General features: G+C 54.7%; 27 protein-coding genes and 1 pseudogene. 11 read left to right on the top strand and 17 right to left on the bottom strand.

Annotated features, from left to right (window positions below; all coding sequences use genetic code 11):
• Window positions 1–97: 97 nt before the first annotated feature.
• A complete protein-coding gene (locus tag JMG82_RS03730) occupies window positions 98–1,177 on the top strand; it encodes a hypothetical protein (protein ID WP_201353596.1) in 1,080 nt (359 codons plus the stop codon).
• A 9-nt stretch (window positions 1,178–1,186) separates the two neighbouring features.
• Complete coding sequence (locus tag JMG82_RS03725; protein WP_201353595.1) at window positions 1,187–1,897, top strand: SIMPL domain-containing protein; 711 nt, start codon at window positions 1,187–1,189, stop codon at window positions 1,895–1,897.
• Window positions 1,898–1,950: 53 nt separating this feature from the next.
• Here the strand turns inward: JMG82_RS03725 and dnaJ are convergent, their stop codons facing one another.
• Window positions 1,951–3,081: a molecular chaperone DnaJ gene (gene dnaJ, locus JMG82_RS03720; RefSeq protein ID WP_201353594.1), complete on the bottom strand. Its 1,131-nt coding sequence runs from the start codon at window positions 3,079–3,081 to the stop codon at window positions 1,951–1,953.
• Between the two features lie 130 nt (window positions 3,082–3,211).
• Between dnaJ and JMG82_RS03715 the strand changes: the two genes are divergently transcribed.
• Together JMG82_RS03715 and recR are read left to right on the top strand one after the other, a co-directional pair.
• Window positions 3,212–4,924 (top strand): nitrite/sulfite reductase, encoded by a 1,713-nt coding sequence (locus tag JMG82_RS03715; RefSeq protein WP_201353593.1) that lies wholly within the window; start codon window positions 3,212–3,214, stop codon window positions 4,922–4,924.
• Window positions 4,921–5,490 carry a recombination mediator RecR gene (gene recR, locus JMG82_RS03710; protein WP_201353592.1) on the top strand — a complete coding sequence of 190 codons (570 nt, stop codon included), beginning with the start codon at window positions 4,921–4,923 and terminating at the stop codon, window positions 5,488–5,490. Before JMG82_RS03715 ends, recR begins: the two co-directional genes overlap by 4 nt.
• 9 nt (window positions 5,491–5,499) lie before the next feature.
• On the opposite strand, the gene JMG82_RS03705 is transcribed toward recR, so the two are convergent.
• The 13 genes from JMG82_RS03705 to gatC form a co-directional block, all read right to left on the bottom strand.
• Window positions 5,500–6,294: a shikimate dehydrogenase gene (locus tag JMG82_RS03705; protein ID WP_201353591.1), complete on the bottom strand. Its 795-nt coding sequence runs from the start codon at window positions 6,292–6,294 to the stop codon at window positions 5,500–5,502.
• Between the two features lie 54 nt (window positions 6,295–6,348).
• Window positions 6,349–7,770 (bottom strand): anthranilate synthase component I family protein, encoded by a 1,422-nt coding sequence (locus JMG82_RS03700; RefSeq protein ID WP_201353590.1) that lies wholly within the window; start codon window positions 7,768–7,770, stop codon window positions 6,349–6,351.
• 4 nt (window positions 7,771–7,774) lie between these two features.
• On the bottom strand, window positions 7,775–8,467 hold the full coding sequence (locus JMG82_RS03695) for an SPOR domain-containing protein (protein ID WP_201353589.1): 693 nt from the start codon (window positions 8,465–8,467) through the stop codon (window positions 7,775–7,777).
• A gap of 22 nt (window positions 8,468–8,489) precedes the next feature.
• A complete protein-coding gene (locus tag JMG82_RS03690; protein ID WP_201353588.1) occupies window positions 8,490–9,032 on the bottom strand; it encodes a DUF1882 domain-containing protein in 543 nt (180 codons plus the stop codon).
• 8 nt (window positions 9,033–9,040) lie between these two features.
• Window positions 9,041–10,288 (bottom strand): serine hydroxymethyltransferase, encoded by a 1,248-nt coding sequence (locus tag JMG82_RS03685; protein WP_201353587.1) that lies wholly within the window; start codon window positions 10,286–10,288, stop codon window positions 9,041–9,043.
• On the bottom strand, window positions 10,285–11,814 hold the full coding sequence (gene lysS / locus JMG82_RS03680; RefSeq protein WP_201353586.1) for a lysine--tRNA ligase: 1,530 nt from the start codon (window positions 11,812–11,814) through the stop codon (window positions 10,285–10,287). Before lysS ends, JMG82_RS03685 begins: the two co-directional genes overlap by 4 nt.
• Before the next feature lie 23 nt (window positions 11,815–11,837).
• The gene (locus tag JMG82_RS03675; protein WP_201353585.1) at window positions 11,838–12,323 is read right to left on the bottom strand and encodes a Fur family transcriptional regulator; all 486 of its coding nucleotides are present in this window, start codon (window positions 12,321–12,323) and stop codon (window positions 11,838–11,840) included.
• Window positions 12,320–12,910, bottom strand: a complete 591-nt coding sequence (locus tag JMG82_RS03670) for a CvpA family protein (RefSeq protein ID WP_201353584.1) — start codon at window positions 12,908–12,910, stop codon at window positions 12,320–12,322. The genes JMG82_RS03675 and JMG82_RS03670 overlap by 4 nt, the downstream gene beginning before the upstream one ends.
• A 7-nt stretch (window positions 12,911–12,917) precedes the next feature.
• A complete protein-coding gene (locus JMG82_RS03665; protein ID WP_201353583.1) occupies window positions 12,918–13,853 on the bottom strand; it encodes a GGDEF domain-containing protein in 936 nt (311 codons plus the stop codon).
• 128 nt (window positions 13,854–13,981) lie between these two features.
• A complete protein-coding gene (locus tag JMG82_RS03660) occupies window positions 13,982–15,334 on the bottom strand; it encodes a class II 3-deoxy-7-phosphoheptulonate synthase (protein WP_201353582.1) in 1,353 nt (450 codons plus the stop codon).
• A gap of 142 nt (window positions 15,335–15,476) precedes the next feature.
• Complete coding sequence (locus JMG82_RS03655; RefSeq protein ID WP_201353581.1) at window positions 15,477–16,550, bottom strand: type IV pilus twitching motility protein PilT; 1,074 nt, start codon at window positions 16,548–16,550, stop codon at window positions 15,477–15,479.
• Window positions 16,547–16,891 carry an arsenate reductase family protein gene (locus tag JMG82_RS03650; protein WP_201353580.1) on the bottom strand — a complete coding sequence of 115 codons (345 nt, stop codon included), beginning with the start codon at window positions 16,889–16,891 and terminating at the stop codon, window positions 16,547–16,549. Before JMG82_RS03650 ends, JMG82_RS03655 begins: the two co-directional genes overlap by 4 nt.
• 3 nt (window positions 16,892–16,894) lie before the next feature.
• The gene (gene gatC, locus JMG82_RS03645) at window positions 16,895–17,185 is read right to left on the bottom strand and encodes an Asp-tRNA(Asn)/Glu-tRNA(Gln) amidotransferase subunit GatC (RefSeq protein WP_201353579.1); all 291 of its coding nucleotides are present in this window, start codon (window positions 17,183–17,185) and stop codon (window positions 16,895–16,897) included.
• Window positions 17,186–17,265: 80 nt separating this feature from the next.
• Between gatC and JMG82_RS03640 the strand changes: the two genes are divergently transcribed.
• The 7 genes from JMG82_RS03640 to JMG82_RS03610 are packed head-to-tail and all read left to right on the top strand — an operon-like array spanning window position 17,266 to window position 21,860.
• The gene (locus JMG82_RS03640) at window positions 17,266–17,880 is read left to right on the top strand and encodes a hypothetical protein (protein ID WP_201353578.1); all 615 of its coding nucleotides are present in this window, start codon (window positions 17,266–17,268) and stop codon (window positions 17,878–17,880) included.
• Entirely contained in the window at window positions 17,877–19,115 is a 1,239-nt protein-coding gene (locus tag JMG82_RS03635; protein WP_201353577.1) for a hypothetical protein, read from the top strand. Before JMG82_RS03640 ends, JMG82_RS03635 begins: the two co-directional genes overlap by 4 nt.
• An 11-nt stretch (window positions 19,116–19,126) precedes the next feature.
• A complete protein-coding gene (locus JMG82_RS03630; RefSeq protein WP_201353576.1) occupies window positions 19,127–19,441 on the top strand; it encodes a hypothetical protein in 315 nt (104 codons plus the stop codon).
• Window positions 19,420–20,061 carry a type III pantothenate kinase gene (locus JMG82_RS03625; RefSeq protein ID WP_201353575.1) on the top strand — a complete coding sequence of 214 codons (642 nt, stop codon included), beginning with the start codon at window positions 19,420–19,422 and terminating at the stop codon, window positions 20,059–20,061. The genes JMG82_RS03630 and JMG82_RS03625 overlap by 22 nt, the downstream gene beginning before the upstream one ends.
• Complete coding sequence (gene hisG / locus JMG82_RS03620) at window positions 20,055–20,672, top strand: ATP phosphoribosyltransferase (RefSeq protein ID WP_201353574.1); 618 nt, start codon at window positions 20,055–20,057, stop codon at window positions 20,670–20,672. The genes JMG82_RS03625 and hisG overlap by 7 nt, the downstream gene beginning before the upstream one ends.
• Window positions 20,662–21,354: a class I SAM-dependent methyltransferase gene (locus JMG82_RS03615; protein ID WP_201353573.1), complete on the top strand. Its 693-nt coding sequence runs from the start codon at window positions 20,662–20,664 to the stop codon at window positions 21,352–21,354. Before hisG ends, JMG82_RS03615 begins: the two co-directional genes overlap by 11 nt.
• Complete coding sequence (locus tag JMG82_RS03610; protein WP_201353572.1) at window positions 21,351–21,860, top strand: endonuclease V; 510 nt, start codon at window positions 21,351–21,353, stop codon at window positions 21,858–21,860. The genes JMG82_RS03615 and JMG82_RS03610 overlap by 4 nt, the downstream gene beginning before the upstream one ends.
• Here JMG82_RS03610 and JMG82_RS11855 read toward each other — a convergent pair.
• The 3 genes and pseudogenes from JMG82_RS11855 to JMG82_RS03595 all read right to left on the bottom strand — a co-directional run.
• A pseudogene (locus JMG82_RS11855) lies at window positions 21,855–22,601 on the bottom strand (methyl-accepting chemotaxis protein); the annotation flags it as partial. The gene JMG82_RS03610 and the pseudogene JMG82_RS11855 sit on opposite strands and share 6 nt — an antisense overlap.
• Window positions 22,602–24,219: 1,618 nt before the next feature.
• Complete coding sequence (rpsR, locus tag JMG82_RS03600) at window positions 24,220–24,483, bottom strand: 30S ribosomal protein S18 (RefSeq protein ID WP_201353570.1); 264 nt, start codon at window positions 24,481–24,483, stop codon at window positions 24,220–24,222.
• Window positions 24,484–24,509: 26 nt separating this feature from the next.
• Window positions 24,510–25,010, bottom strand: a complete 501-nt coding sequence (locus tag JMG82_RS03595; protein ID WP_201353569.1) for a single-stranded DNA-binding protein — start codon at window positions 25,008–25,010, stop codon at window positions 24,510–24,512.
• Window positions 25,011–25,018 lie beyond the last annotated feature (8 nt).

The raw sequence follows: 25,018 nt of genomic DNA, 5'->3' as shown, positions 1-25,018 counted from the left end.
CACCCCTCTTTACCTAACCCTCCTCTGACACCGTTTTCGATACAATAGTCCCATAGGGGGTTTCAGACACGCCGGGAGTGTCGGAAAGGAGAAGATGATGAAAGAAAAAGAGAGGCGCTTCGCGCTTACGCTCCTTTTGGCGATCCTCTTTTGCATTCCCGCGGCTCTTTACGGATACGAAGGAGTGGCGTTCAAAAGGGTGTATGAGCCACGCGAGAGGGCCTTTTCGATACTGGTTCCGAAAGGATGGCAGCATGAGGGGGGTATTTTTCGTGTCAATGCCCTTCAGGCAGGCGGTCCACTGAACGCGATGGAAGCCAAATGCGACCTTCTTTACAAGAGTGACAAAAAAGCAACGGTGGCGTTTCATATCTACCCCGATATCGTCTATGCCCATCTCGGTATCGGGGGCGGTTTCTTCCCGCCCGGCAGCAACTACCAGGGAGCGGAAGTGAAGCAGATCATGGATGCCAAAACCTTCCTGAAGGCTCTTTTCGCCTATTACCATCCCCGCGCCGCGAACGTCAGGATTCTCAAGCTCCGCCCTCTGCCGGGGGAGAAACTCGCGATCGACCGTGGGCTGGCCTATATGAACAGACTGCTGGCCTCCGCGGGCATGCCCCAGGCGACATTCACCAGCGACGCGGCAGGCGGCGTTTTCGAGTACACGGAAGGCGGGACACGTTTCCGCGAAATCATGATGACGGGCATCGTCGACATGCGGGGGGCCATGACCTGGAAGAATACACGCACGCTCTCGTTCCGTGCTCCCGTCAAATCTTTCGACCGCTGGAAGCCGGTGATGGATATCATGCGTTTTTCCATCCGCTTCAATCCCGACTGGATTCTCAAGGAGGCGCATGGACAGAAAGAGCGCGCCCGCATCGTCATGAAGATTTACGACCGTATTCGGCAGATAGACCAGGAAATTCTCCGAAAAACCCGCATCAACAAAGAGGAGATCATGAACGACAATTTTCTCGTTCTGACAGGACAGGAGGAGTATGTCAATCCCCATACCGGCGAAGTGGAACTCGACACCGACGCTTTCAGGCACCGCTGGAAAACGCCCCAGGGCGATGTCTACTACACAAACCAAGAAGACGAAGACCCCAATACGTTTCTCCATCAAACCGGTTACAAACGGACCAAAATCCGCAAACGAAGAAACGAGTAGGAGAAAAAGATGCGAATGAAAGAGTCGCTGGTTCTTGGTCTTTCAATCATCGTAGGGCTCTCGTCGCTGGGGTATCTGCTGGGTGAGAGTATTGTAAGGTTCAAATCCTTCGAACGGAGCGTGACGGTCAAAGGGCTTTCGGAAAGAGAATATCCCGCCGACATCGCCCTCTGGCCGATCACATTCACACGGGCAGACAATGACCTCGCCGCACTTTACGAGAGCATGGAAAAAGACAAAAAAGAGATCGTCGCCTTCCTTGAAAACGCGGGATTTGAAAGGAATGAAATAACGATCAACGGCCCCGCCATCACCGACAAACTGGCGCAGGAGTACGGAGGAGAGCAGCGGGTGAAATTCCGTTACGTGGCGCGCCAGAGCATCACGGTCTATACTCCCAGGGTCAAAAAGGTGCGGGAATCGATGCAGGCGCTGACGCAGCTGGGAAAGAAGGGGATTGTTTTCGAACGCAACGAGTACGGAAACAGGACGGAGTATCTTTTCACGAAGCTAAACAGTGTCAAGCCGGAGATGATAGAAGAGGCGACGCGCAACGCGAGAAAAGTGGCACAGAAGTTCGCGAAAGATTCCCAAAGCCGGCTTGGAAAAATCAAAAAAGCGCGGCAGGGGCAGTTTTCCATCACAAACCGCGACAAGAACACGCCCTATATCAAGAAGGTGCGGGTCGTTTCGACGATCGAGTACTACCTGGCCGACTAAGCGCCTCATTTCTGCCGGGCACAGGTATCCATAAGATGGGTTCTGCCGCCCGGTTACTTCTTGAACCATCCCTTGATTTTGTCGAAAGCCGATTCGAACATGCTTTCGTGGGGTTTGCTCTCGATGCCGAAACTCTCCTGAAGCTCTCTAAGCAGCTCCTTCTGGTGGTCGTTCAGTGATTTCGGATAGACGATTCGGATTTGGGCGATCAGGTTGCCCAGTTGCCCGCTGTGGACGTTGCGGACACCCTCGCCGCGGAAAACGAACTGCTGCTTGTCCTTGGCACCCTGGGGCAGCCGCAGCTCTTTTTTGCCCCGGAGCGTAGGAATTTCGATCGTATCCCCCAGGACCGCCTGGGTGAAAAAGACAGGCACCTCCAGATAGATGTCGTCGCCGTGGCGGATGAAGTGCTCGTCCTCCTCCACATAAAAGGTGATATAGAGGTCACCCCGCCGTCCGTCGATCGACACATTCCCGGCATTGGGTATACGGAGCCGATTGCCGTCGTCCACTCCCTCGGGAATATCGACGGTGATCGTCGTCTCGACCTCTTCGTAGCCGCGTCCGGCGCATGCCGCGCACTTCTCTTTGATGGTTTTGCCGCTGCCGTGACATTGGGGGCAGGTCTGCGCGAATGTCATGAATCCCTGGCGCATATAGACCTGTCCCTGACCGTTGCAGTATTCGCACTCTTTGACCTCGCCGTTTTTCGCTCCGGTTCCTTTGCAGGCTTCGCACGGTTTCTTGTAGCGGTACTTGAGCTCTTTCTTGGCACCGAAGATAGCCTCTTTGAAACTGATCTCCATCTGGGCGGAGAGGTCGAGGTTGTATTTCTCCCCGGCCCCCCGGCTCGCCCTCCGGCCGGTGAATCCGCCGCCGAAGACCGATTCGAAGATGGCCGAAAGATCGTCCATGATGTCTTCGTAGCTCTGCCCTTCGAATCCGTGGAATCCCTGTCCTTCGAGTCCCGCTTTGCCGTAGCGGTCGTAGACGGCGCGCTTCTGTTCGTCGCTGAGGACCTGGTAGGCTTCGTTGACCAGTTTGAATTTCTCTTCCGCCTCCCTGTCGTCCGGATTGCGGTCAGGATGGTATTTGAGTGCCATTTTCCGGTAGGCTTTCTTGATCGCCTCCTGGGATGCGGTGCGTTCGATTTCGAGTATTTCGTAATAATCCAATTCAGCCAAAAAAGTGCTCCTGATACTATGTCGTGAAGATTGAAAATGCGGCGTTTCTGCGCGCGATTTTACCATAATTTGGCCCAAAGCGAAAATTTCAGCCGCCGGGGAGTTTACGTGGAGTATAATCGCCATTGAAATGGAACAGAAAAAACTCAACAAAATAGAAAAACTGAAACGACAACTCAAACCGGTCGAGTTCTACGAAAAACTTACGGAACTCGATCCGACGCATCTGGATGAATCGGACCGTTTCTACCTGAAGAATTTCGGTATCTTCAACCATAAACTGGCACCGGAAACTTTCACTCTCCGCATACGCGTGCCCGCGGGCCGCATCGGCGTGGAGAGTTTCGAGAGAATCTACCGTATGGCCCGGTCGGCCGACGCGAAGATGATCGTCACCTCCCGGGCACAGCTCGAACTTCACGGTCTTGACTACCATTCGGCGCTCGAAGCCGCCCGGAAAATCGAGGATTTCGGCATGACCGCCTGGCAGACCTTCACCGACAACTTCCGCAACATCGTCACCGACCCCCTTGACGGCATTGCCGAAGATGCGGTCATGGAGGTCTACGGGCTCGTGCTGGCGATGCAGGAGAGTTTTCTGAAAAAGCCGGAGTATGTGGGGATGATTCCCCGCAAATTCAACACCGCCATCAGCGGCAGACTCTCCCAGAGCCTCTCTTTTTTCGGAAACGATCTTTATTTCGCATTGGCGAAAAAAGATGGGGTCTACGGCTTCAATCTCTATGCCGGCGGAAAGAATTCGCACACGGCGTGCCCCCTTGATATCTTCGTCACGCCTGCCGAAACCGTGGCGCTCTTTCGCACGGTCGCCAAGATATACAAAGAGGAGGGCCCCCGGGAGAGCCGTTCACGTGCCCGTCTCTTTCACATGATCGAATCGATCGGCATCGAAACGCTGCGGCTAAAGATTGCCGAACGGTACCGTGGTCTTCTCGAAGGAGCGGGGGAGAGCCTTATGAAAAAAGGGCGACAGGAGCGGAGGGTGCGTCTTAAAAACGGTCTCTACGCCCACCGGTACACGACCCGATTCGGCGAAACGGATGCGCCACAGGTCGAGGAGATTTTGCATATATGCGACAGGTACGGAGTGGATACGGTGCGCATCGGCTGCGACCAGAACTTCTACATCCCCGATCTGCCGCCGGATGTCCCATTCGATCATTCGGCCCCGCGCTACGAAGGCATTCTCGCCTGCGCCGGTTCGAGGTACTGTGTCTATTCGCTGATGGATACGAAAGAGAGCAGCGCGTCTTTGGCGCTGGAGAGATGCCGACGGCTGGGCATCTCACTCGGTTTCAGCGGCTGCCTGAAAGGGTGCGCCCGCCACGCTTTCTGCGACATCGGCCTGGTTGGCATCCGTACCAAGCTCTTCGCCGACGAGGTCGAGCGGGGCGTCCGCCTTTATCTCGGAGCCCTCTATAGCGGAGGCGAACGGGCCGGCAGGCTGATCCTCTACTCGGTGCCGATGCGTGCTTTGAACGCGATGATCGATCTGATCGCCGGCCTTTTCGAAAAGAGCGGATACAGCGATTTCGAAGATTTTTCCAAAGAGGTTCTCGACACCTACAGCGAACCGGCACTCGCCTTCTGGCTGCTGTTGAACTACTATCGGGCCAATGTCGCAAAAAGCGGGGAACTCCTGCTCCTGGACAAGTGCGGACACGAGGATGAAAAAGGGTGCTTTATCGAGAAACTTCAGCGCTCCGGTTCCGAAAGCGACCGGCAGATCGTCGAATATCTGCAATGCCAGGAGGCTTTTCCTTTTCGTGAGGCGATCATCCATCTCGAAAGGGAGTGTTTTAGGGTAAAATCACAACCATGAAAGCCAAAATCGAAGCGTACGAAAATCTGGTCGACGCCCTGGAAGCGCTGCCTTCCATCGGGAAGAAATCGGCCCAGCGCATGGCCTACCATATGGTGATGGAAGACCATTTCGGAGCGATGAAGATCGCCCATGCCATCGAAAAGGCGGTACAGAGCGTGCACCGGTGCGAACGGTGCGGTGCCATGAGCGAAGACGAACTGTGCCCTGTCTGCGCCGACATGACGCGGGATCATACGAAACTCTGTATCGTCGAGCATGCCAAGGACATTCTGCAGATCGAAAGCAGCGGTGAGTACGACGGGACCTACTTCGTCATAGAATCGGTGGAGCATCTCGACAGCGGCAGGCTGATCGACCGGGTGGAAGAGGGTGTCGAGGAGGTGATCTTCGCCTTCACTCCCGGCATCGCCACCGATGCGCTGATACTCTTCATCGAAGAGAAGCTGAGCGGCTACGACCTGATCTTCACGAAGATCGCCCAGGGGGTACCCACCGGCGTGAGTCTGGAGAACATCGACATGCTTTCGCTGTCACGGGCGCTGCAGGAGAGGGTGAAAGTTTAAAAGTGAGCGCTATAATTCCAGAAACGGCCGCATCGCCGTTTCGATCTCCTCCAGCGCGTAACGGTGCTCGGTGAAGTGGTCGAAGGCGATGATTCCCTGCTGCAGAAGCATTTCCGAACCGTCGAAATGGGGAAGTTTCAGACGTTTCGCCTCTTTAAGAAAAGGGGTCTGCCTGCCGTAGATGACATCGACGGCGTATCTTGCGTGGGCGAGGGCCGCATCCAGAAGCGGTTTGGGCATCGGCAGGGCATCGTCGGTGAGACCGGCGGAGGTGGTATTGATGATGGCATCGTGTCCTTTGGCTTCGAACCCCTCCCATGTATGGCAGACGAATCCCTCCTTTTCGAACCAGTCGAGACGCCCCGGGGAGCGGTTGACCACTTCCACGTCGATGCCCCGGCTTCGCAGGTAAAGCGCCAGAGCCCGGGCCGTCCCCCCCGCCCCCATAATCAGCGCCGTTTTGACCCGCCCAAGCTTCCGGAGTGCGCGATAGAAGCCGGGCGCGTCGGTGTTGTAACCGTAGAGTTTTCCGTCGCTGAGTACCAGTGTGTTAACAGCGCGCACCTCCGCCGCGAAATCCTCCACCACATCGGCCGCTTTAAAGGCCCACTCCTTGTGGGGAACGGTGATGTTGACCCCCTTGAATCCCAGGGAGAGAAAAATATCACGCAGTTTCGACCCCTCTTCGATGAGCCATCGCGTGTAGCATCCAGGATACTCCAGTTTGCGAAACGCCAGATTGTGCATCAAAGGAGACTTGGAGTGATAGACCGGGTTGCCGAAAACGGCGAAGAGATGGCGCATGAGACCTCCTTTGAGTGAAAAGTCAAAAGCATACGTAAGCCGCTTTCGCGGCCATCAGTTTTTTGTCGGCACACGCAGGTCGTCGAGGGTGCTCCGCAGTGCCGCCAGTTTGTTTTTCACTTCCAGATACTCAAGCTCGGGTCTGCTGTCGGCGACGACGCCGGCGCCGGCCTGCAGGACGATTTCATCCGGTTTGACGAGGGCGGTACGGATAGTGATGGAGCTGTCCATGTTGCCGTCGAATCCAAAATAGCCCACACTGCCGCTGTAGAAGCCCCGTTTGATCCCCTCAAATTCGGCGATGAGCTCCATGGCGCGGATTTTCGGCGCACCCGTCATCGTGCCGGCGGTGAAGGTGGCGGCGAAGAGGTCGAACATGTCTTTGCCCTCGTCGATTTTGGCTTCCACATCGCTGACCATGTGCATGACGTGGCTGTAACGCTCCACCCGCATCAGGGCGGTGACTTTGACGGTGCCCGCCTTGGCGACGCGGCCGACATCATTTCGCCCCAGGTCCACCAGCATGATATGCTCGGCCCGCTCTTTGGGGTCGCTCAGCATCTCCTCCTCCATCCGTTTGTCGTCATCGAGAGTGCGGCCGCGGCGTCGGGTACCCGCAATGGGACGCAGCAGAATGTTGCCATCGGTCAGGCGCACCATCACCTCCGGGGAACTGCCCGCGATGGCGAAATCCTCGAATTCGAGCAGGAAAAGGTAGGGAGAGGGGTTTTTCGACCGCAGAATCCGGTAGAAACTGAAAGGGTCGACTTTCGCTTTCTCCGTATAGCGGTTGGACATTAGAATCTGAAAGACATCGCCGCTTCTGATCATCTCTTTGGAGTCATCGACCATTGTATGGAATTTCGCTTCGTCGAAGGCGAATTCACCCCCTTCGCTCCGTTCGATCGGCTTCATCGTCAGGTATTCGTAGGGCGATTCGATAAGGTCGATCAGGGAGTCGAAAGTCTCATAAGTCGCTTCGTCGGAGGTAATAAGGCTCAGTTCGCTCGTCTTGTGGGAAAAAGCCATCACGAGACGGGGGCGGATCATATCAAGATCGGGAATGTGGTCGCGATCCTCGAGGGCATCCATGTAGGGTTTGAGAACCGGTTCGAAGACTTTGACCATATCGTAGCCGATATAGCCGATAAAACCGTCCAGAAAACCAAGACCTGTTTCAAGACGCTTTTGCCTGTAGGCTTCCTGGTCGATCTTTGCGTAGTAGGATTTCAAAAAAGCGAAAGGATCGCTCTTGGGTGTGTGGGTGTTGCCCAGTTCGTCGATATAGGTGGTCCTGTTTTCTCTGTAGACCAGACGCTCCCTGGCTCCGACGAAGATGAAACTCCAGTTGCCCTCCTCGCTGCCGCCGACACTCTCGAAGAGCATCGTGACATCCTCTTTGAAGTGGTCGCGGACCTTGGCATAGAGCGCCGGCGGAGCGAACTGGTCGAAGAGTATTTTTTTTACGAAAACCATCGCGCTATTTTTTCGTCGTGATGTAGGCGTTTTGATTGATACGCTTCTTCACCCGCTCCAGGTCCGCCCTGGCCGCCGCTTTGGTCGGATAGGGTCCCACCAGGACCTTTTTGTAGGGTCTGCTTGCCCGTTTTCCTTCGACGATGAGATAGTGCAGCCCTTCGTTTTCGATCGATTTGAGAAACTTTTTGTTGGGAGGATAGCGGAAAAAGGCACCCACCTGGATAAAGTATTTTCCCTTCGGCGCCGCGGTTTTCGGCGCGCTTTCGGGTTTTTCCGCCACGGGTTTGGCGGGAGGCGGAGCGACTTCTCTGGGCTTTTGTTCCTCCACTGTCGCCTCTTCTTCGGCAGGGGCAGGGGCGGGAGCGGTTTTTTCAGCCTGCTCCTCTTTCGCCGGCTGCTGGCTCTTGACGTTTTCGATCACCTTCTCCACCGGCTCCTTTCCCGGTTTCTCCTCTTCGATGGGCACCTCTTCAAACAGCGGTTCTTTTGCGGCGGGTTTGCTCTCAACCGCCGGCTCGGGCGGCAGGATGATCGAAGCGTGCGGTTTTTCCTCCGGCTGGATCAGGCTTTTGGTGACAAGTATGATGATGATAAGCACCAGCAGCAGCAGGGCGGCCGCCAGCAGCAGCTTTTTCAGTCCGGAGGGTTTCTCCGTCTGAATGATCAGATTGTCGAGCTCGTTGTTTTCTTCCATACTTATCTCCTTGCAATGCGCTTTACATATGTTTCGACCAGGACGCTCCCCGCTCTTTGGCATAGAGCCGGTAGGGGAGAATCAGTATATTATACTCTCTTGGCAGGTCGGATGTGGGGAACATTCTCCACTCCCTGGGAAGTCGTGTGGCCAGTTTCGTCGAGAGCAGACGGCCCAGCTGGTAGGCTTCCGTCAATGTCGTATGCCCCTTGTGGACATACAGATGCAGGTGACCCGGCGTTTTGGTTTCGTATGCCGTGAAGTTGATGAAACCCTCTTCCCGCAGCATGAGCTGGGCTCTGTGCCAGAAGCGTTCGGGGTTTCTGCCGTTGTAGTCGAAGACGATATTCTCCACCTTGTCGAAGCGGTTGATCAAATCGTGAGCCACCACGATTTCGCCGTCGGCATGCCTGTTCATGACGATGCGGTTCAACGGTTCGTCGATACGCTCGAATTTGTTGTAAAAGATGCGTCCGTTGTAATTGATCTTTTCGACGATCTTCGGCCGCTGGATATAGTAGTGATCCGTCACAAATTTGATGAGCTGCGTATCGACATTATACATGTTTCTCCTTAATAGGTCGGTCGGTCGTAAATGACGAAGCGTCGCGCGAGTGCCGTCATCTCTTCCCTGATTTTCGCCTGTGTCCCTTCGTTGCCGATATCGTCGAGCACGTCGCAGATGGCATGGGCGATGGTTTCGAATTCGGCCTCTTTCATGCCCCGTGCCGTCAAGGCCGGCGATCCGATACGGATGCCGCTGGTGACAAACGGGCTGCGGGTTTCGCCGGGAACCGTGTTCTTGTTGACGGTGATACCGGCATTGCCGAGTGCGGCATCGGCATCTTTGCCGCTGAAATCCTTGTCGAGAAAGCTCACGAGAACCAGATGGTTGTCGGTGCCCCCGCTGACCACATCGTAGCCCCGGGCCATCAGGATATCGGCCAGAATTTTGGCATTGGCCTTGACCTGGCGGGCGTAGATTTTCCACTCATCGGCCAGATTTTTGCCGAAACCGACCGCTTTGGCAGCGATCACATGCACCAGCGGTCCTCCCTGGATTCCCGGGAAAATGGCACTGTTGATCTTTTTGGCCAGATCCTCGTCGTTGGTCAGAATCAGACCGCCGCGGGGTCCGCGCAGTGTTTTGTGGGTTGTCGATGTCACCACATCGCAGTGGGGGAAGGGGTGGGGATGCTCGCCGGCGACGACGAGTCCCGCAATGTGAGCGATGTCGGCCATCAGCAGGGCTCCGACACTGTCGGCGATCTCACGGAATCTGGCGAAATCGATCTCCCGTGCGTAGGCGCTGGCGCCGCAGATGATAAGTTTGGGTTTGACGATCTGGGCGATGTCGGCGACACGGTCGTAGTCGATACGTCCGTCCATCTCCACGCCGTAGGTGAAACTTTGGTAGTTTTTCCCAGAAAAGCTCACTTTTGCACCGTGGGTGAGATGGCCGCCGTGGCTGAGGTCCATCCCCAGGATTTTGTCGCCCGCTTTGAGCAGCGCGGCATAGACACCGCCGTTGGCCTGGCTGCCGGAGTGGGGCTGGACGTTGGCGAATTCGCACCCGAAAAGAAGTTTGGCGCGGTCGATGGCAAGCTGCTCGATCGCATCGGCATATTCGCATCCGCCATAATAGCGTTTGTAGGGGTAGCCTTCGGCGTACTTGTTGGTAAAGACGCTCCCCTGGGCCTCCATCACTTCGGGAAACGTGAAGTTTTCGCTTGCGATCATCTCCAGGTGGTCGGTCTGGCGCCGAAGCTCCTTTTCGATGATGTCGTAGACGATGGCATCGTTTTGTTGCAGTATGGTCATTTCTCTTCCTCTTTCTCCTCTTTGTTCTCTTCTTCGCTCTGCGATTTGAGCGGACGCATCGCCGGGAACAGGATGACGTCGCGTATCGTGTGCTGGTTGGTCAGCAGCATCACCAGGCGGTCGATGCCGATGCCTTCGCCCGCTGTCGGAGGCATGCCGTAGCCCAGTGCCTTGACGTAGTCCTCGTCCATGTGCATCGCTTCGTCGTCACTCTCTTTCTGGGCCGCCTGGGCTTTGAAACGCTCGTACTGGTCGAGGGGGTCGTTGAGCTCGCTGAAACCGTTGGCGATCTCCTTGCCTGCGATAAAGAGTTCGAAACGGTCGGCGATCTCCGGATTGTCGTCGCTTCGGCGTGCGAGAGGACTGATGTCGATCGGGAAGTGGGTGACGAAAGTCGGATTGATCAGTTTCTCTTCGACGAAAGCGTCGAAAAGTTCGCCCCAGAGCTGCCCTTTGCTCAGATGATCTTCCACCTCGACGCCATGCTCTTTCAGATATCTTTGCATGGCATTCTCATCGTCTAGAATCTCTTCTGGAACGCCTCCGATCTTTACGAGTGCTTCCTTGTAGGCGATGCGCCTGAAAGGGGTGGAGAAGTCGATCTCCAGATCGCCGTAAGGAAGCTTCGTCGGAAGCCCAAGCTCCTTGAAGAGATACTCGAAAAGCTTTTCCGTCAGCTCCATCAGGTCCTCGTAGCGGTGGTAGGCCCAGTAGAATTCGATCATCGTGAATTCGGGGTTGTGGGTCGCATCCATCCCTTCGTTCCGGAAATTGCGGTTGATTTCGAAAACCGCTTCGAAGCCGCCTACGATCAGCCGCTTGAGGTAGAGTTCCGGCGCGATGCGCAGGTACCGATCGACCCCGAGCGCGTTGTGGTGGGTGATGAACGGTCGGGCGTTGGCGCCGCCGGGAATCGGGTGCATCATCGGTGTTTCGACTTCGAGAAATCCGTGCTCTTCGAAGAAACGGCGGATAAGGCTGACGATTTTCGAACGCATCAGGAAGGTCTTTTTGACTTCCGGATTCATGATGAGGTCCAGATAGCGCTGGCGATAGCGCAGCTCGATATCCTGAAGACCGTGATACTTCTCGGGAAGTGGTGTGATCGCCTTGGTGACCAGCTCGAGCCGTTTGGCATGCAGGGTCAGCTCCCCGGTGCGGGTGATGAAGGGGTAGCCCGTGGCGGCGACGATGTCGCCCACTTCCACCATCTTTTTGACGGTTTTGAACCACTCGTCTCCCAGGTCGTCGCGGCTGAAATAGATCTGCAGCACGCCGCTTTCGTCCTCGATCTTGGCGAAAGCCGCCTTGCCCATCAGGCGCAGGAATTTGATACGCCCTGTGACGGTGCAGCTTTCGTTCAGGGCCTCTTTCTCTTCGCTCTCCTTGAGCCAGGCGTACTTTTCGAGGAACTCTTTGTTCGTACACTCTTTGACGACACGGTTCTGATAGGGATTGATCCCCATTTCGCGCAGTTTCTGGACCTTCTCGATACGCAGTTTCTGATACTGATTGTCAAATATCAATCTCGTGTTTCCTTTGCTGGGATTTATGACTCTGTTCTTTTTTGACATTCGGGGCAGATACCGAAAATTTTCAGGGAGTGGTCTTTCATGATGAAGCCGGCCTCCTTGGCGATCCGTTCCTGTTTCCTTTCGATCGCCTCGTCAAAAAATTCCAGAATTTTACCACAATTTGTGCAGATGATATGGTCATGGTGGGCTTTGACGCCAAGTTCATATTTTTTTCCCTGCGTGCCGAAGGAGATGGAGGTGACGATGCCCGCGCTCTCCAGGAGCGAGAGGGTGCGGTACACGGTCGCGATGCCCGTGTTGAGCTCCGGAGTCTCCTTTTTGATCAGGTGATAGAGCTCTTCCGGGGTGAAGTGGCCGGAATGGGTGTAGAGAGTATAGAGGATCACTTCGCGCTGCTTGGTGAATTTCAGACGGCTGGAGCGTAAAAGCTGTTTGAATTGGGCCAAAAGGGTCTCGTAGGAGATAAGAGGTATGGTCGCGACCCGGTTCTCTTGTTTCATTGGGAGCCTTTTTTGCTTTGCTTGTCCTTTTTCTCTGTCTGTATTGTATCTTTTTTGATGAAATTTTCCGCCTCGTCTTTTAGAATTTCCGAATTTTTTACCCTCCCTTCGGGCTCCATGTGGACGATGGCCTCGCCCGTTTTGACGAAATAGGGATAGAGCCGGCTTCTTTTTAGAAAATCGCCGCTGTTTTTCCTAACAAAATCGATCCTGGAAAGCGCGAAAACGATCACACCCAGAATAATGAAAACTTTTGCCGAAGCGAATAGAAAGCCAAAAAGCCTGTCGACGACCCCCGAGTCACCGATGGAGAGAAATTTCGTGACGGCGACTCCCATGACGATGAAAAAGAGCCACGTGATTGTAAGAATGGCCAGAAATCCGATGAAATCGAGTGCCGAGACGGAGTCGATGGGCAGAAGATGGGTGCCGAGCCAGCGTCCGACACCGTCGGCGTAGAGCGACGCCAGCCAGATGCCCGCGATCAGTCCCGCCAGCCCGGAGAGCTCTCTGACAAGCCCGTTGAAGATGCCCTTGACGCCGATAAGGACGATCAGCGCGGCTGCGACGATATCGAACCAGTTCATTTCCATTTCAGCGAATGACCAGCCTGTCTTTTCCTGTCTTTTTCGCTTCGTAGACCGCGGCGTCGGCCCGCTCGATCATGCTTTCGAGTGTATCGCCTTTCTGATGTTCCGTAAGTCCCACGCTAAGAGTGATGCGGATGACCTGGTTTTTGTAGATCAGCTTGTTGTTGCGTACCGCGTTCATGATCCGTTCCGCCACTTTCACCGCCTGCTCCATGGTCGCACGGTTGAAGAGGATCAGGAACTCTTCGCCGCCGTAGCGGTAGGCCCGGTCGTACTCCCTGATCGTCGACTTGAAGAGTTTCGCCAGAAGAATAAGAACCTTGTCGCCGGCGATATGGCCGAAAGTGTCGTTGACTTTTTTGAAGTCGTCCGCGTCGATCATCATTGCGACGATGTTGAGATTGCGTTCGTTGGTGTGTTTGAGAAGCTCCCTGCTGTCGATTTCGAGCGCTTTGCGGTTGAAGAGTTTTGTCAGGGGATCGATGTTGGACTGTTTCTGCAGTTCGACGATCTCGTTTTCGAGATGTTTGATGATGTCGTTGGCCTGTTCCAGCTCTTCGAGAAGATCCTGCTGGAAAGCTTGGAACCGTCTTTTGAAAGTATTGACATCGATCTCTTTGGTCTCTTCTGCGATCTGTTCGATCTGGATCGTATGCGTATCGGTGATCTCTTTGAGAGTGTTGTTGGTCTTTTTGAAGGTGTCGATGCTTTCTTTGGCGATATCGAGGCACTGCTTCGATTTCTTTTCCATTCTGTTCTCGATGAATTCTTCCAGATCCATCGAAAACCCCGATCTTTTCAGTTCGTCGAAGAAGGTATTGATCACCTTCTGGATTATTTCACTCTCTTTGGCTTCGCGTCCCTTCTCTTCCGTAAAGGATTTGTCGATCTCTTCGCAGCTTTTTCGGATAACGTCGGCGATTTTCTCTATCGAAGGCATAAAATTCTCCCTTTGTAATTCCCCAATTATAGGTAAATTCTGCTGAAATTCAATAGTTTGCTATCTAAAAATCGGATAAAAAAAGCGGAAGTGTAGAAAAACACTCCCTGCGAAGAAGCGGTATCGCTCTATTTGTGGAGATCTTTGAAAAATTCGGAAACCATGAATGCCATCTCGAGGGACTGGTTGGCATTCAGGCGCGGGTCGCACTGGGTATGGTAGCGGTCTGCAAGGGTGTCGACGGTGATGTTGCAGCTCTGGCTGCCTGTACACTCGGTCACATCCTCACCTGTCATTTCCAGATGAAGCCCGCCGGCGATGGTTCCTTCCGCTTTGTGAATCTGGAAAAATTTCTTCACTTCGGCCAGAATGTTGTGGAATTCGCGGGTTTTGATGCCCGTGTCGGTTTTGATCGTGTTGCCGTGCATCGGGTCGCAGCTCCAGACGACATTTTTGCCTTCGGCCGTGATGCGCCGCAGGAGCGGGGGAAAGAGCTCTTCGACCTTGTCGGCGCCCATGCGCACGATCAGTGTCAGGCGGCCCGGACTGTTTTTCGGATTCAGCCTGTCGATCAGTTCGATCAGCTCGTCGGCTTGCATGCTCGGTCCCACTTTGACCCCGACAGGATTTTTGATGCCTCGGAAAAATTCGATATGCGCACCGTCCAGATTGCGGGTTCTGTCACCGATCCAGAGCATGTGCGCCGAACAGTCGTACCAGTCGCCTGTCAGCGAGTCGATGCGTGTCATCGCCTCTTCGTAGCCCAGTAGCAGCGCTTCGTGGGAGGTATAAAGAACCGTTTCGTGCAACTGCGGCGTGTTTTCGGGCGTGATGCCGCAGGCGGCGATGAAATCCATCGCCTGGGTGATCTTTTCGGCGAGCTCTTCGTAGCGTTTGCCGAGGGCTTTGCCCTTGACGAAATCGAGGTTCCAGGTGTGTACCTTCGTCAGGTCGGCCATGCCGCCGCGGGCGAAAGCACGCAGCAGGTTCAACGTCGCCGCCGACTGGTAGTAGGCTTTGATCAGTTTTTCCGGTTTGGGTTCCCGCGCCTGGGCTTCGAAATCGGCATCGTTGACGATGTCGCCACGGTAGCTCGGAAGCTTGACATCCCCTTTGGCTTCGAAATCGGAACTGCGCGGTTTGGCGAACTGCCCGGCGATGCGTCCCACTTTGACAACCGGCTTCCCGCTCGAATAGGTCATGACGACCGCCATCTGCATCAGGACTTTGAACAGGTTTTTGATCGTGTCGGCGTTGAAAGCGTTGAAACTCTCCGCGCAGTCGCCTCCTTGAAGAAGAAACGCTTCGCCCCGGCTGACATCGGCCAGTTTGTCCTGAAGACTTCTCGCCTCTTCGGCAAAGATCAGCGGGGGAAACTTAGCAAGTTCTTCCTCTACTTTTTTGACCGCTTCGGGGTCCTTGTAGACGGGTTGCTGTTTGATCGGAAAATCTCTCCAGCTTGAGGGGCTCCACGTACTCATGGCATCATTCCTTGGGCACCGGCGTTCGCGACCGGTGAAAATTTGGCGCAATAATACCATAAATTGCGTGAGAGTATATGTAAGAGAAAAAGATTGTCAGAAAGCTGCCGGCTCGGCCCCGACCCCAAAGAGGGGGCGGGTCTCAGCCGTGCTGGAGCGCTTTGAGGAGTTCGTCGGGACGGGTCGAGAAGCGGAGCGCTTCGCTCTTTTCGATGATGTGGCCTTTGACAAGCTTGACCATTACCTGCGTCTGGGTCTGCATGCCGCTTTCGCCCTGGCCAAGCTGCATCTGGCTGTAGATCTGGTGCACCTTATCTTCGCGGATCAGGTTGGCGATGGCGGGGTTGCTGATGAGAATTTCGGGAACCGCGATACGTCCGCCCCCGATCTTGGGCAGGAGCGCCTGGGAAATGACCGCCACGAGAGAGGTGGAGAGCTGGGCCCGGATCTGGGGCTGTTCGTCCCCGCTGAAAACGTCGATGATACGGTTGACGGTCTGTGCCGCCGAATTGGTATGGACCGTACCGAAGACGAGGTGGCCCGTTTCCGCCGCCGTCAGAGCCGCCGCGATCGTCTCTTTGTCCCGCATCTCGCCGATCAGGATGACGTCGGGGTCTTCACGGAGGGCATATTTGAGCGCCGTGGCGAAAGAGTCGGTGTCGGTTCCGATGTTCCTGTGGGAGAAGAGCGACTGGTGGTTCTCGTGAACGAATTCGATGGGATCTTCGATCGTGATGATATGTTTGCGTTCACTCATGTTGATTTCGTTGAGCATGGCGGCGAGGGTCGTCGACTTACCGCTTCCTGTCGGGCCGGTTACCAGGATCAGTCCCTTTTCGCGCTGGATCAGTTTTTTGTAAACCTGGGGCGCTTCGAGATCGTCGAGGCTGGGGGTATGGGTCGGAATGACACGGAACGCCGCCGCAACGTCACCCATGGTTCGGTAGAAGTTGGCACGGAACCGGCCCACTTCGGGAATCTGGATCGCGAAGTCGAGCTCTTTGTGCTCTTCGAACGACTTTTTCTGCTTCTCGGTGATGATCGAGTAGCACATCTGCTCGATCGCCTCCCCCTCGAGTTTCGGAAGGTTCAGGGGCACGAGCCGTCCGTCGATACGGATCTGCGGTTCGCTGCGGCTGACGAGGTGCAGGTCGCTCGCTTTGTAGGCGACGACATTTTTCAGAAGTTTTCGGATATCGAGTGCGACATTGCTCATAAAAAGAGCTCCTTGTAGTTGGATTCGTTGAAGCCCACGACGACCCTGCCGTCGTCGGTCTCCGCGACGGGACGCTTTATCAGCATGTTCTCTTTGCAGAGCCACGCTTTTTTCTCCCCATCGTCCGGCCCCAACTCCCTGAGCCCGAGAGTACGGTAGGTCGTGCCGCGCCGGTTGAGAAGGGTGTCGATGGGAACGTGACGAAGCCATCGGTCGATCGTGTCGCATTCAACGGGTCTTTCCCTAAAATCGACCAATTCGTAATCGATGTTATTGCTTTTGAGAAATTTCACCGCTTTGCGAACCGAATCGCAGTTTTTGATTCCGTAAAGAGTGACCATGGACTATTCGATGATAGCGGGAACGACGAAGTAGTCGTCTTTCGCTTTCGGCGCGTTTTCGATAATGATTTCGCGGATTTGCGGATTCTCATCCGGCGTGTCTTCGCGCATCGGCGTGCCGCCTTCGAGAGTGCTGAAAGAGGGATCGAGCCCCTCGGTGTCGAGTTCGCTCAGGATTTCGACAAATCCGACGATCTTTTCGAGTTCTGTAATCATCTCCGCGCGTTTTGCCTCTTCGATTTTCAGCATCGAGAGTTTTTCGAGGCGCTGCAGCATCGCATCGTCAAATTTCATGAGTCGCTTTTTCCTTTTTTTAGGATTAGTTTTGATATGATACACACTAATTTTTATGAAACAGTTTAAATGGAGTTGCCGTGAATATCAAAGAGCAGGTGGAGTACGCAAAAGAGGAGTTGACGCAGGATGAAAAACTTCTTGCGGGTCTGATCAAAGCGGAGCGTTTCTACAAACGCAACAGGGTCGTGATTCTGGCGCTGGCGGCCATCATCGTTTTCGGAGGCATCGGTTACGGCGTCATGGGCTACCTGAAAGAGCAGAAGCTTCTTCGAGCGAACGAAGCCTTCCTGGCTCTTCAGGCCGATCCTTCCGACAAAAGCGCCATGGAGACCCTGAAAAAAGAGAACCCGCGGCTTGCGGAACTCTTCGCCCTCAAAAATGCGGTGGCTTCGGCGGATGCCGAAGGGCTCAAGAGGCTGCAGGCGAGCAAGGATCCCGTTGTCGCCGACCTGGCGGCCTACCATCTGGGCGTGCTGCAGAAGCAAGCCGATGCATTGAAGAACTACCGGATGAGAAGCGCAGCACTGCTGAAGGATTACGCCGTTTTCGACGAAGCCTACCTGCTGATGAAGAAGGGTGAAGTGAAAGAGGCGAAGGAGCGCCTGGCGATGATTCCCGAGAACTCGCCTCTGGCCCCCGTGGCGAAAATGCTCGATCACTACGGAATCGCGACGGACAAAGGGACGAAATGATCCGTTCCGCGCTTTTTGCGTTTCTGCTTGGCATGTTCTCTCTTTTCAATGCCGGCTGCAGCCAAAAGAACTATTTCGAACCCGAAAATATTCAAGGAACGGTGAGCTACGACGGCGAACTGCCCGCCAAAATCGTCGAAGTGGGCTATGAAGCCGCGACGCTGGAGAACGGCCAGGTCGTCACGAAAGAGGGCGTTCAGCCCTACCGTCTTCCGAAGGGGTACCGCTACATAGCGCAGCATGGCAGCCTCGTGGCCGCCGCCGGCGACTGCAAACCGAGCATCGTCTACAATACCGAGACCAACGAGACGATACCTCTGCAACTGCCTCGGCGTCTCCTGGCCGCGCTTTTTATTCCCGGGACCGAAACCATCGCCTTCCTGCTCGAGGGAAACAGTTACGGCATATACGACTACGCAGAGAAAAAGATCGTATCCAAATACGCTTCCGATACGGCTGTAACGGCCGATATCCGCATCGCCAACCCGATGATGCTTGAGCAGTTGGTGCTGATTCCGACTCTCGATGGCAAACTGGTCATTGTGAACAAGACGACCGGGGAGAAGGTGAGGGAGATCATTGTCGGAAAAGGGGAGGAGTTCAACAATGTCATCTTTCTCGATGTCATCGGAAACCGCCTCGTAGCCGCCACGCCCCACCGCATCATCTCTGTCAGTCCGAAACTGATGGATGCCCAGTCTCTTGAGATCAGCGATGTGATTTTCGTCTCCGACGGCATCTACATTCTCGCCAAGGACGGCACCATCTACCACTGCGACACCGATCTGAAGATTCTCAATACCCTCAAGTTCCCTTTCGCCCATTTCGTCGGGGCGATCTACGGGGAGTTCATCTATGTCATCGAGCGGGAAGGGTACGTGATCGCGACCGATCCGCTCCTTTCCACATCCAATATCTTCGAGATACCCGACAGAATCGACGACTGGCTCTTTACGACCGAGGATGCTCTGTACTACAAACAGTACTACTTCAAGCTTCATACCGGTGCGCAGGAGACTTCCGAGGAGGCGGCAGAGAGACCTTCGCCGGAATCTGCCGGCGGGGAAGAGGAAAACGCGACACGGGAGGCTGCATCCGAGGAAAGTGTTTCTGAGAAAGAAGAGATAACCGGGGAGGCGAAGGAGGAGCGGTCGTGGTTCTCCGAAGTGTGGGATGCGTTGAAAAAGATGACGGAACCGGACGAAAGCGACGATACGGTGGAGGGCGCCCGTTGATAAAGGAGATCATGAAGCCCCTGCAGGCCGGCGGATATCTTTTTAAGAGATTCGAACCCTTTTCTCTCCGTACGATCGGGAGCAGAAAGCGGATTGGAGTCTATCACGGCGTCGATTTGCAAAACCGTTACACCCTCGTTTTCGTCGTCGACAAGAAAAGCAGGGTCCTGCGCAAAGAGGTGAGAGAGTGGTTCGAGATCAAAACGAAGATCGAACACCATTACGGATACCGGATATTGCAGAACATCGTCCTTCTGCATGCGCCGATCTGCTCGAAGGCGAAAGCGCTTCTGGAATCTGAAGGATGGAGCCTCGTGACGGTATGATTCTCTGCGATATCGGCAACAGCCGGATGCATCTGTACGACGGCTGCCGTGTCGAGCATCTCTCCCATGCGGAAGGTCTGGCCCGATACGCACGACAGAGGGTCTTTTTCATCAGCGTCAACGAGAGCGTGCGACGGAAGATCGGGCGGCTCGGCCTTCCGTGGATCGATCTCTCCGAAAAGCATCTGCTGAAAACGGCGTACAAGGGACTCGGTATCGATCGTGAGGCGGCGTGTCTTGGCATCGAGGAGGGTGTCGTCATCGATGCGGGCAGTGCCGTGACGGTGGATCTGATGGAGGAGGGGAGGCATCTGGGCGGATGGATATGGCCCGGTTTGGAGAGGATGCTGGGCGCCTACCGATCCATTTCCGACAAACTCGATGTCACGCTGAATCCGGATGTCTCCCTGGAGCGTCTTCCACTCGATACGCGGGATGCTGTCAGTTTCGCCATGCTCGGTTCGATCGCGGCGCTGGTGGCCAAGCATGCGAAAGCAAAGAGAGTCGTGGTGACAGGTGGCGACGCGGCGGTTATCGCACGAACCATACCCGGTGCCGTCATCGATGAAACGATTGTGTTCAAAGGAATGAAAAAAATGATAAAGGATAGTGAGTGCTGACCGTTGCATTGCCCAAAGGCCGCATCGCCGAAGAGACACTGGAGATATTCGGAACGATCTTCGGCGACGAGTTCAAATTCGAATCCCGCAAACTGATTCTGGAGATGGGAGCGTTCCGTTTTCTGCTCGTACGCAACCAGGATGTTCCGACCTATGTGGCCCATCAGGCGGCCGATATCGGTGTCGTAGGGCTCGATGTGATTGAAGAGCAGGGGCTCGACATTGTCAGGCTGCTCGATCTTGGCATCGGCAGATGCAAGGTCGCCGTCGGCATCCGCAACGAAGAGGAACTCGACTGGAGCAAGCCGCAGATGAAAGTGGCTTCCAAAATGGTCAACATCACCCGCAACTATTTCAGCAAAAAAGCGATGGGGGTCGAAGTGATCAAACTCTATGGCTCCATCGAGCTTGCACCGCTCGTGGGACTGGCCGATGCCATTGTCGATATCGTCGAGACAGGCACGACGATGCGGGAAAACGGTTTGAAAGTGGCGGAGACGATCATGGAGTCGAGTGCCCATCTGATTGCCAACAAACACAGTTTCCTCGCGAAAAAGAGCGAAATCATGAACCTCTACACCCAGATGGAGAGAGTGGTTCGTGGGGCTTGAACTCTACGCGAAAATCGAGGAGCTGCTCGGTTTCGAGGATGAGATCGAAAGTCTCTACGAATTTTACATCGGTATTCTCCGAAGCTGGCAGCCCGCCTCCCTCGTCGATATCGGATGCGGCGGCGGAGCGTTCCTTCTCAAGGCTGCGGATGCGCTCTCCCTGAAGCGGGCCTACGGCATCGATCTGAGCGAAACGATGGTCGAAAAAGCCAGAAGCGCGGGGGTTGAAGCCGATGCCATGGATGTGTGCGATGTTGAGTCGCGCTTTGATGCGGCCACCGCCGTATTCGATGTTCTGAACTACCTTGACAAAGAGGAGCTTGCGAAATTTCTGGGCTGTGTCCGCAGCGTTCTCGTGCCCGGTGGCATTTTTGTCGGCGATATCAATACGCGTTTCGGTTTCGAAGAGATAGCGCCCGGATCGCTGGTACGATCGGACGAGAGGAGATGTCTGGCGCTCGATTCGCGTTTTGAGGGGGAACGCCTCGAGACGGTCATCGACTATTTCGAACGAAGCGGCGAACAGTGCTACAAAAGAGAGCGCGACAGGGTGGTGCAGTACTATCACGATATCGAATCGCTCGCATCCGCGTGCGAAGGGCTCGAACTGATTCAGACATTTCCATTGACGATGTACGCGGACGAGCCCGACAAAGAGGTTCTGCTCTTTAAAAGAGTATGATCCTCGCCGTCGATGTCGCGTACCGGAAGAATCGAGCCTGCGCCGCAGGTGTGGCGTTCGAGGCCTTCGAAGAGAAGGAGCCCGCCGCCTTCTATCGGAGTGTCTCCCCGATTCAAAGCCCCTATGTGCCCGGCGCCTTCTACCGCCGTGAACTTCCTCCCATTCTTCACCTGATCGAAAGGCATCGATTGCATCCGGATTGCGTTGTCATCGACGGATACGTCTTTCTGGACGGAAAGAGCCGGTGGGGACTGGGTGCCTATCTCTATGAACATTTTCACGAAGAGACCGCTGTGATCGGGGTCGCGAAAAGCAGGTTCGCCTCGCTGCCGGACGGGTACGAGCTCTATCGGGGCGGCAGCAGGCGCCCTCTTTATATCACGGCGGCCGGGATCGATCTGAAACGTGCGAAAGATGCGGTCACCTCGATGGAGGGAGAGGGCCGCATCCCGAAATTTCTGAAGCTGGCCGACAGGCTGGCCAAGGAACTTTGCGAAAGGTTATGAGGCTTTGGCCATGACCGTGCCGTTCTGGGCTTCCTCGATGATTTCGTCGAGAATTTCGAAAAGCTGAACGCTCGCATCTTCCGCCTCTTTGAAATCGGATACGATCTCTTCCACACGCGATTCGCACGTTTTGTCGCGCGTACACTCCACAGCGAGTTTGACCGCTTTGTGAACACGGGCATGAGGTTCTGCGAGTCTGGCGAAGGAGGGAGTGGAGCCGAAGAGACGTTTTCCATCTCCCTTGTCGTACCACTGCCCGAGGCGGCACTGATGCTCGTCGGCGAACTCGCCCGGCACCCCTTCGAGAACCGATGCGTACCCGTTGATTTTGAAAGCCATATGGTCGAGTTTGAGAAGATCGGCGTAGAGAGTGTGGGCGATTTTGAGATTCTGCTCCCGGATGATGCCGACATTGCTGATGAGTCGGTGGAGATCCTCTTTGAAAATCTCCAGTTTCCGGGCGGTTTCGTGTGTCTGGTCGGATATCCGGCGGCCCGTGTCGAGCACGATGGCGGAGCTTTGGCGCAGCACATTGATATTCGCTTCCACTTCCGACGTCGCTTTCTGGGTGCGTTCGGCGAGTTTGCGTACCTCGTCGGCGACGACGGCGAATCCGCGCCCGTGTTCGCCCGCCCTGGCCGCTTCGATGGCGGCATTGAGCGCCAGCAGATTGGTCTGCTCGGATATCTCCTTGATCAGTTCGATGACGCCGGTGATATCTTCGATATGCGTGTCCAGTTCGCTGATGCGACTGCTCGACTCTTCGCTCATCATGGACATCGTCTCCAGCCCTGAGATCAGCCTGTCCGTTCCTTCCTGAATCGTGCCGATGACACTCTGCGTTTCGTCGTTGATGGCATTGATTTCGTTGATCGATTCCACATTGCCTTCGATGCTTTTTTGGATGATGCGGGTATTGTCGTTCTGCGCTTTTGTCAAAATTCGTGTCAGGCGGACGCTGAGCTGATTCTTTTTGAGCATCTCCTGGGCCTCTTTGGCGCGCATCTGCGCCTCCCGTTGGGCCGTTTCGGACGATTCGAACAGTTCGTTGACCATTTTGACGAGTTCGTTGGCGTATCGTGCGACTTCGCCGATGCTGTCAGCGGAAAGTACACGGATCTCCCGCCCGAAATCTTTCGTTTCGATGATTTTGCCGATGTCGTTGCGCAGGCTCTCTACGACGCTCGTGATCGATTTGGCTATCAGGAAGCCTATGGCGGAGACGATGAGGATGGCCAGCAGCCCGATGGTGACAAGAAGGGTTTGGATTTTCGATTTGGTCGCGTTCATGTTTCTGGTTTCGTATTGGGCGATATGTGCCGCTTCCGTTTCGATATCCGCGAGATCCTGCACCGTTTTTGGCATATATTTCTCGCTGATCAGTTTGTAAAGAGTGATCCAGCGCTTGATGGCCATTTCGTAGTACTCCACGGCCCGGTAGACTTCGTCGTAAATCTTTCTCTCCTGTTCCAGCGAGGCGCCGGCCCGTTTGCGTTTGAGGTTTTTGAAGAGCTTTTTGAAGAGTCTGTCGAATTGTTTCAGGTGTTGCTCGTCCCTGTCGAGCATATACTGCCGCCCGTGCGCATCCATCTGCGCGAAGAGTTTGAAGAGATGGTAGGCCGAACCGAATTTGTTGAAATTGACTTTGTTGAACTCTTCGGCTACCAGCATCTGGTTGAAGCGGACCAGTTTCAGCAGCTGCTCGTTGGCGATTTTCGTCTTCTTGGCAAGGCCGTTCGAAAATTTGATCAGCGCCCCGTATTTTTTCGTGATCTTTTTCAAATCCTTTTCAAAATCCTTGAGATGTTTTTTCGTTTTCGTTACGGAGGACTGGATGGCGTTTTCGGTGTTGGATTTTTTCAGAAAATCGAGGTTCGCTTTCATCCGGGCGATATCTTTCCCAATGTTTTGGATAGATTGGGCGGCACGCGCCTTGTCGATATAGACCCCGTTGCTGCTGAGCTGGTAATTCTGCACACCGTTTTTTATGTCGAGCGCGTTGCGCTCTATCGCGTGGGCATGTTCGAGCTCACCGAGTGCGGTATGCATTTTGTAAAAGCCCAGATAGGCTGTGGCTCCCAGCAGCAGTGCGGTGACTATGCTCAGTGAGACGAGAATAAACGTTCGCGTCTGAATCGAAAAATTTGAGAAAAATGACATAGGCTTCCTTTTGTCGCCAAAGGTTATTCTCTATATCATCGTTTTTTCTATAAAAAAATTAAATAGTGATTACTGTGTGACAACAGGTCAATCATTGAGTTTGGAGGAAACATTGGTCAAATAAACAGATGGAAGGGGAATCGATAATAGGGGGTAAAATGTCGGATGGCAAAGATGCCCGGCCTTGCCGGGCATCCGATTATTTGATCTCTTCGAAAGGATTGGGAATGACGCGCTTATGGTCGACGACATAGGGCACGAGTGCCGCGGCACGGGCACGTTTGATCGCCTTTTCGACCATTTCCTGATGGCGTTTGCAGTTGCCTGTCAGGCGGCGCGGCATGATTTTGTAGCGCTCCGAAAGAGAGGCTTTGATGCTTGGAAGGTCTTTGTAGTCGATGAACTCGACTTTCGCTTCGCAGTATTTGCAGTATCGTTTGGAGTATTTTCTTCTTTCAGCCATAATTGTTCCTTTGTTGTATCTTTTAATCAGAATGGGATATCGTCTTCGTCGATGTCGATTTCGGGCAGTTCCTGAACCGGCTTGGGCGGCTGTTGGGCGGGCTGGGCCGGCGGCGGCGTATACCCCTGCTGCGGCTGCGTGCCGTAGTTTTGCGACGCATCGCCGTAGCCGCCCTGCTGCTGTGCATACCCTTCGTTTTCGCCTTTTCTGTCGAGCATCTTCAGGTTTTCCACCGTGACCGAGTGGCGGCTGCGTTTCTGGCCGCTCTGGTCGGTCCACTGTTCGAGGGTCAGACGCCCCTCGATCAGCACGCGGCTGCCTTTGTGAAGGTACTGGTTGGCGACCTCCGCCGACCGGCCCCAGACGGTGAAATCGATGAACATCGTCTCGTCTTTCAGGTTGCCGCTTGCGTCTTTGTAGCGGCGGTTGGTGGCGATGCCGCACTTCGCGAGTGCCTGTCCGCTGGGAAGATAACGCAGTTCCACGTCCCGTGTGAGGTTGCCGATCAGGATGACCTTGTTGAACATCGATTAGC

The organism is Hydrogenimonas urashimensis, assembly GCF_016593255.1.
Lineage (GTDB): Bacteria > Campylobacterota > Campylobacteria > Campylobacterales > Hydrogenimonadaceae > Hydrogenimonas > Hydrogenimonas urashimensis.
This window is presented reverse-complemented; position numbering and strand designations above follow the sequence as displayed.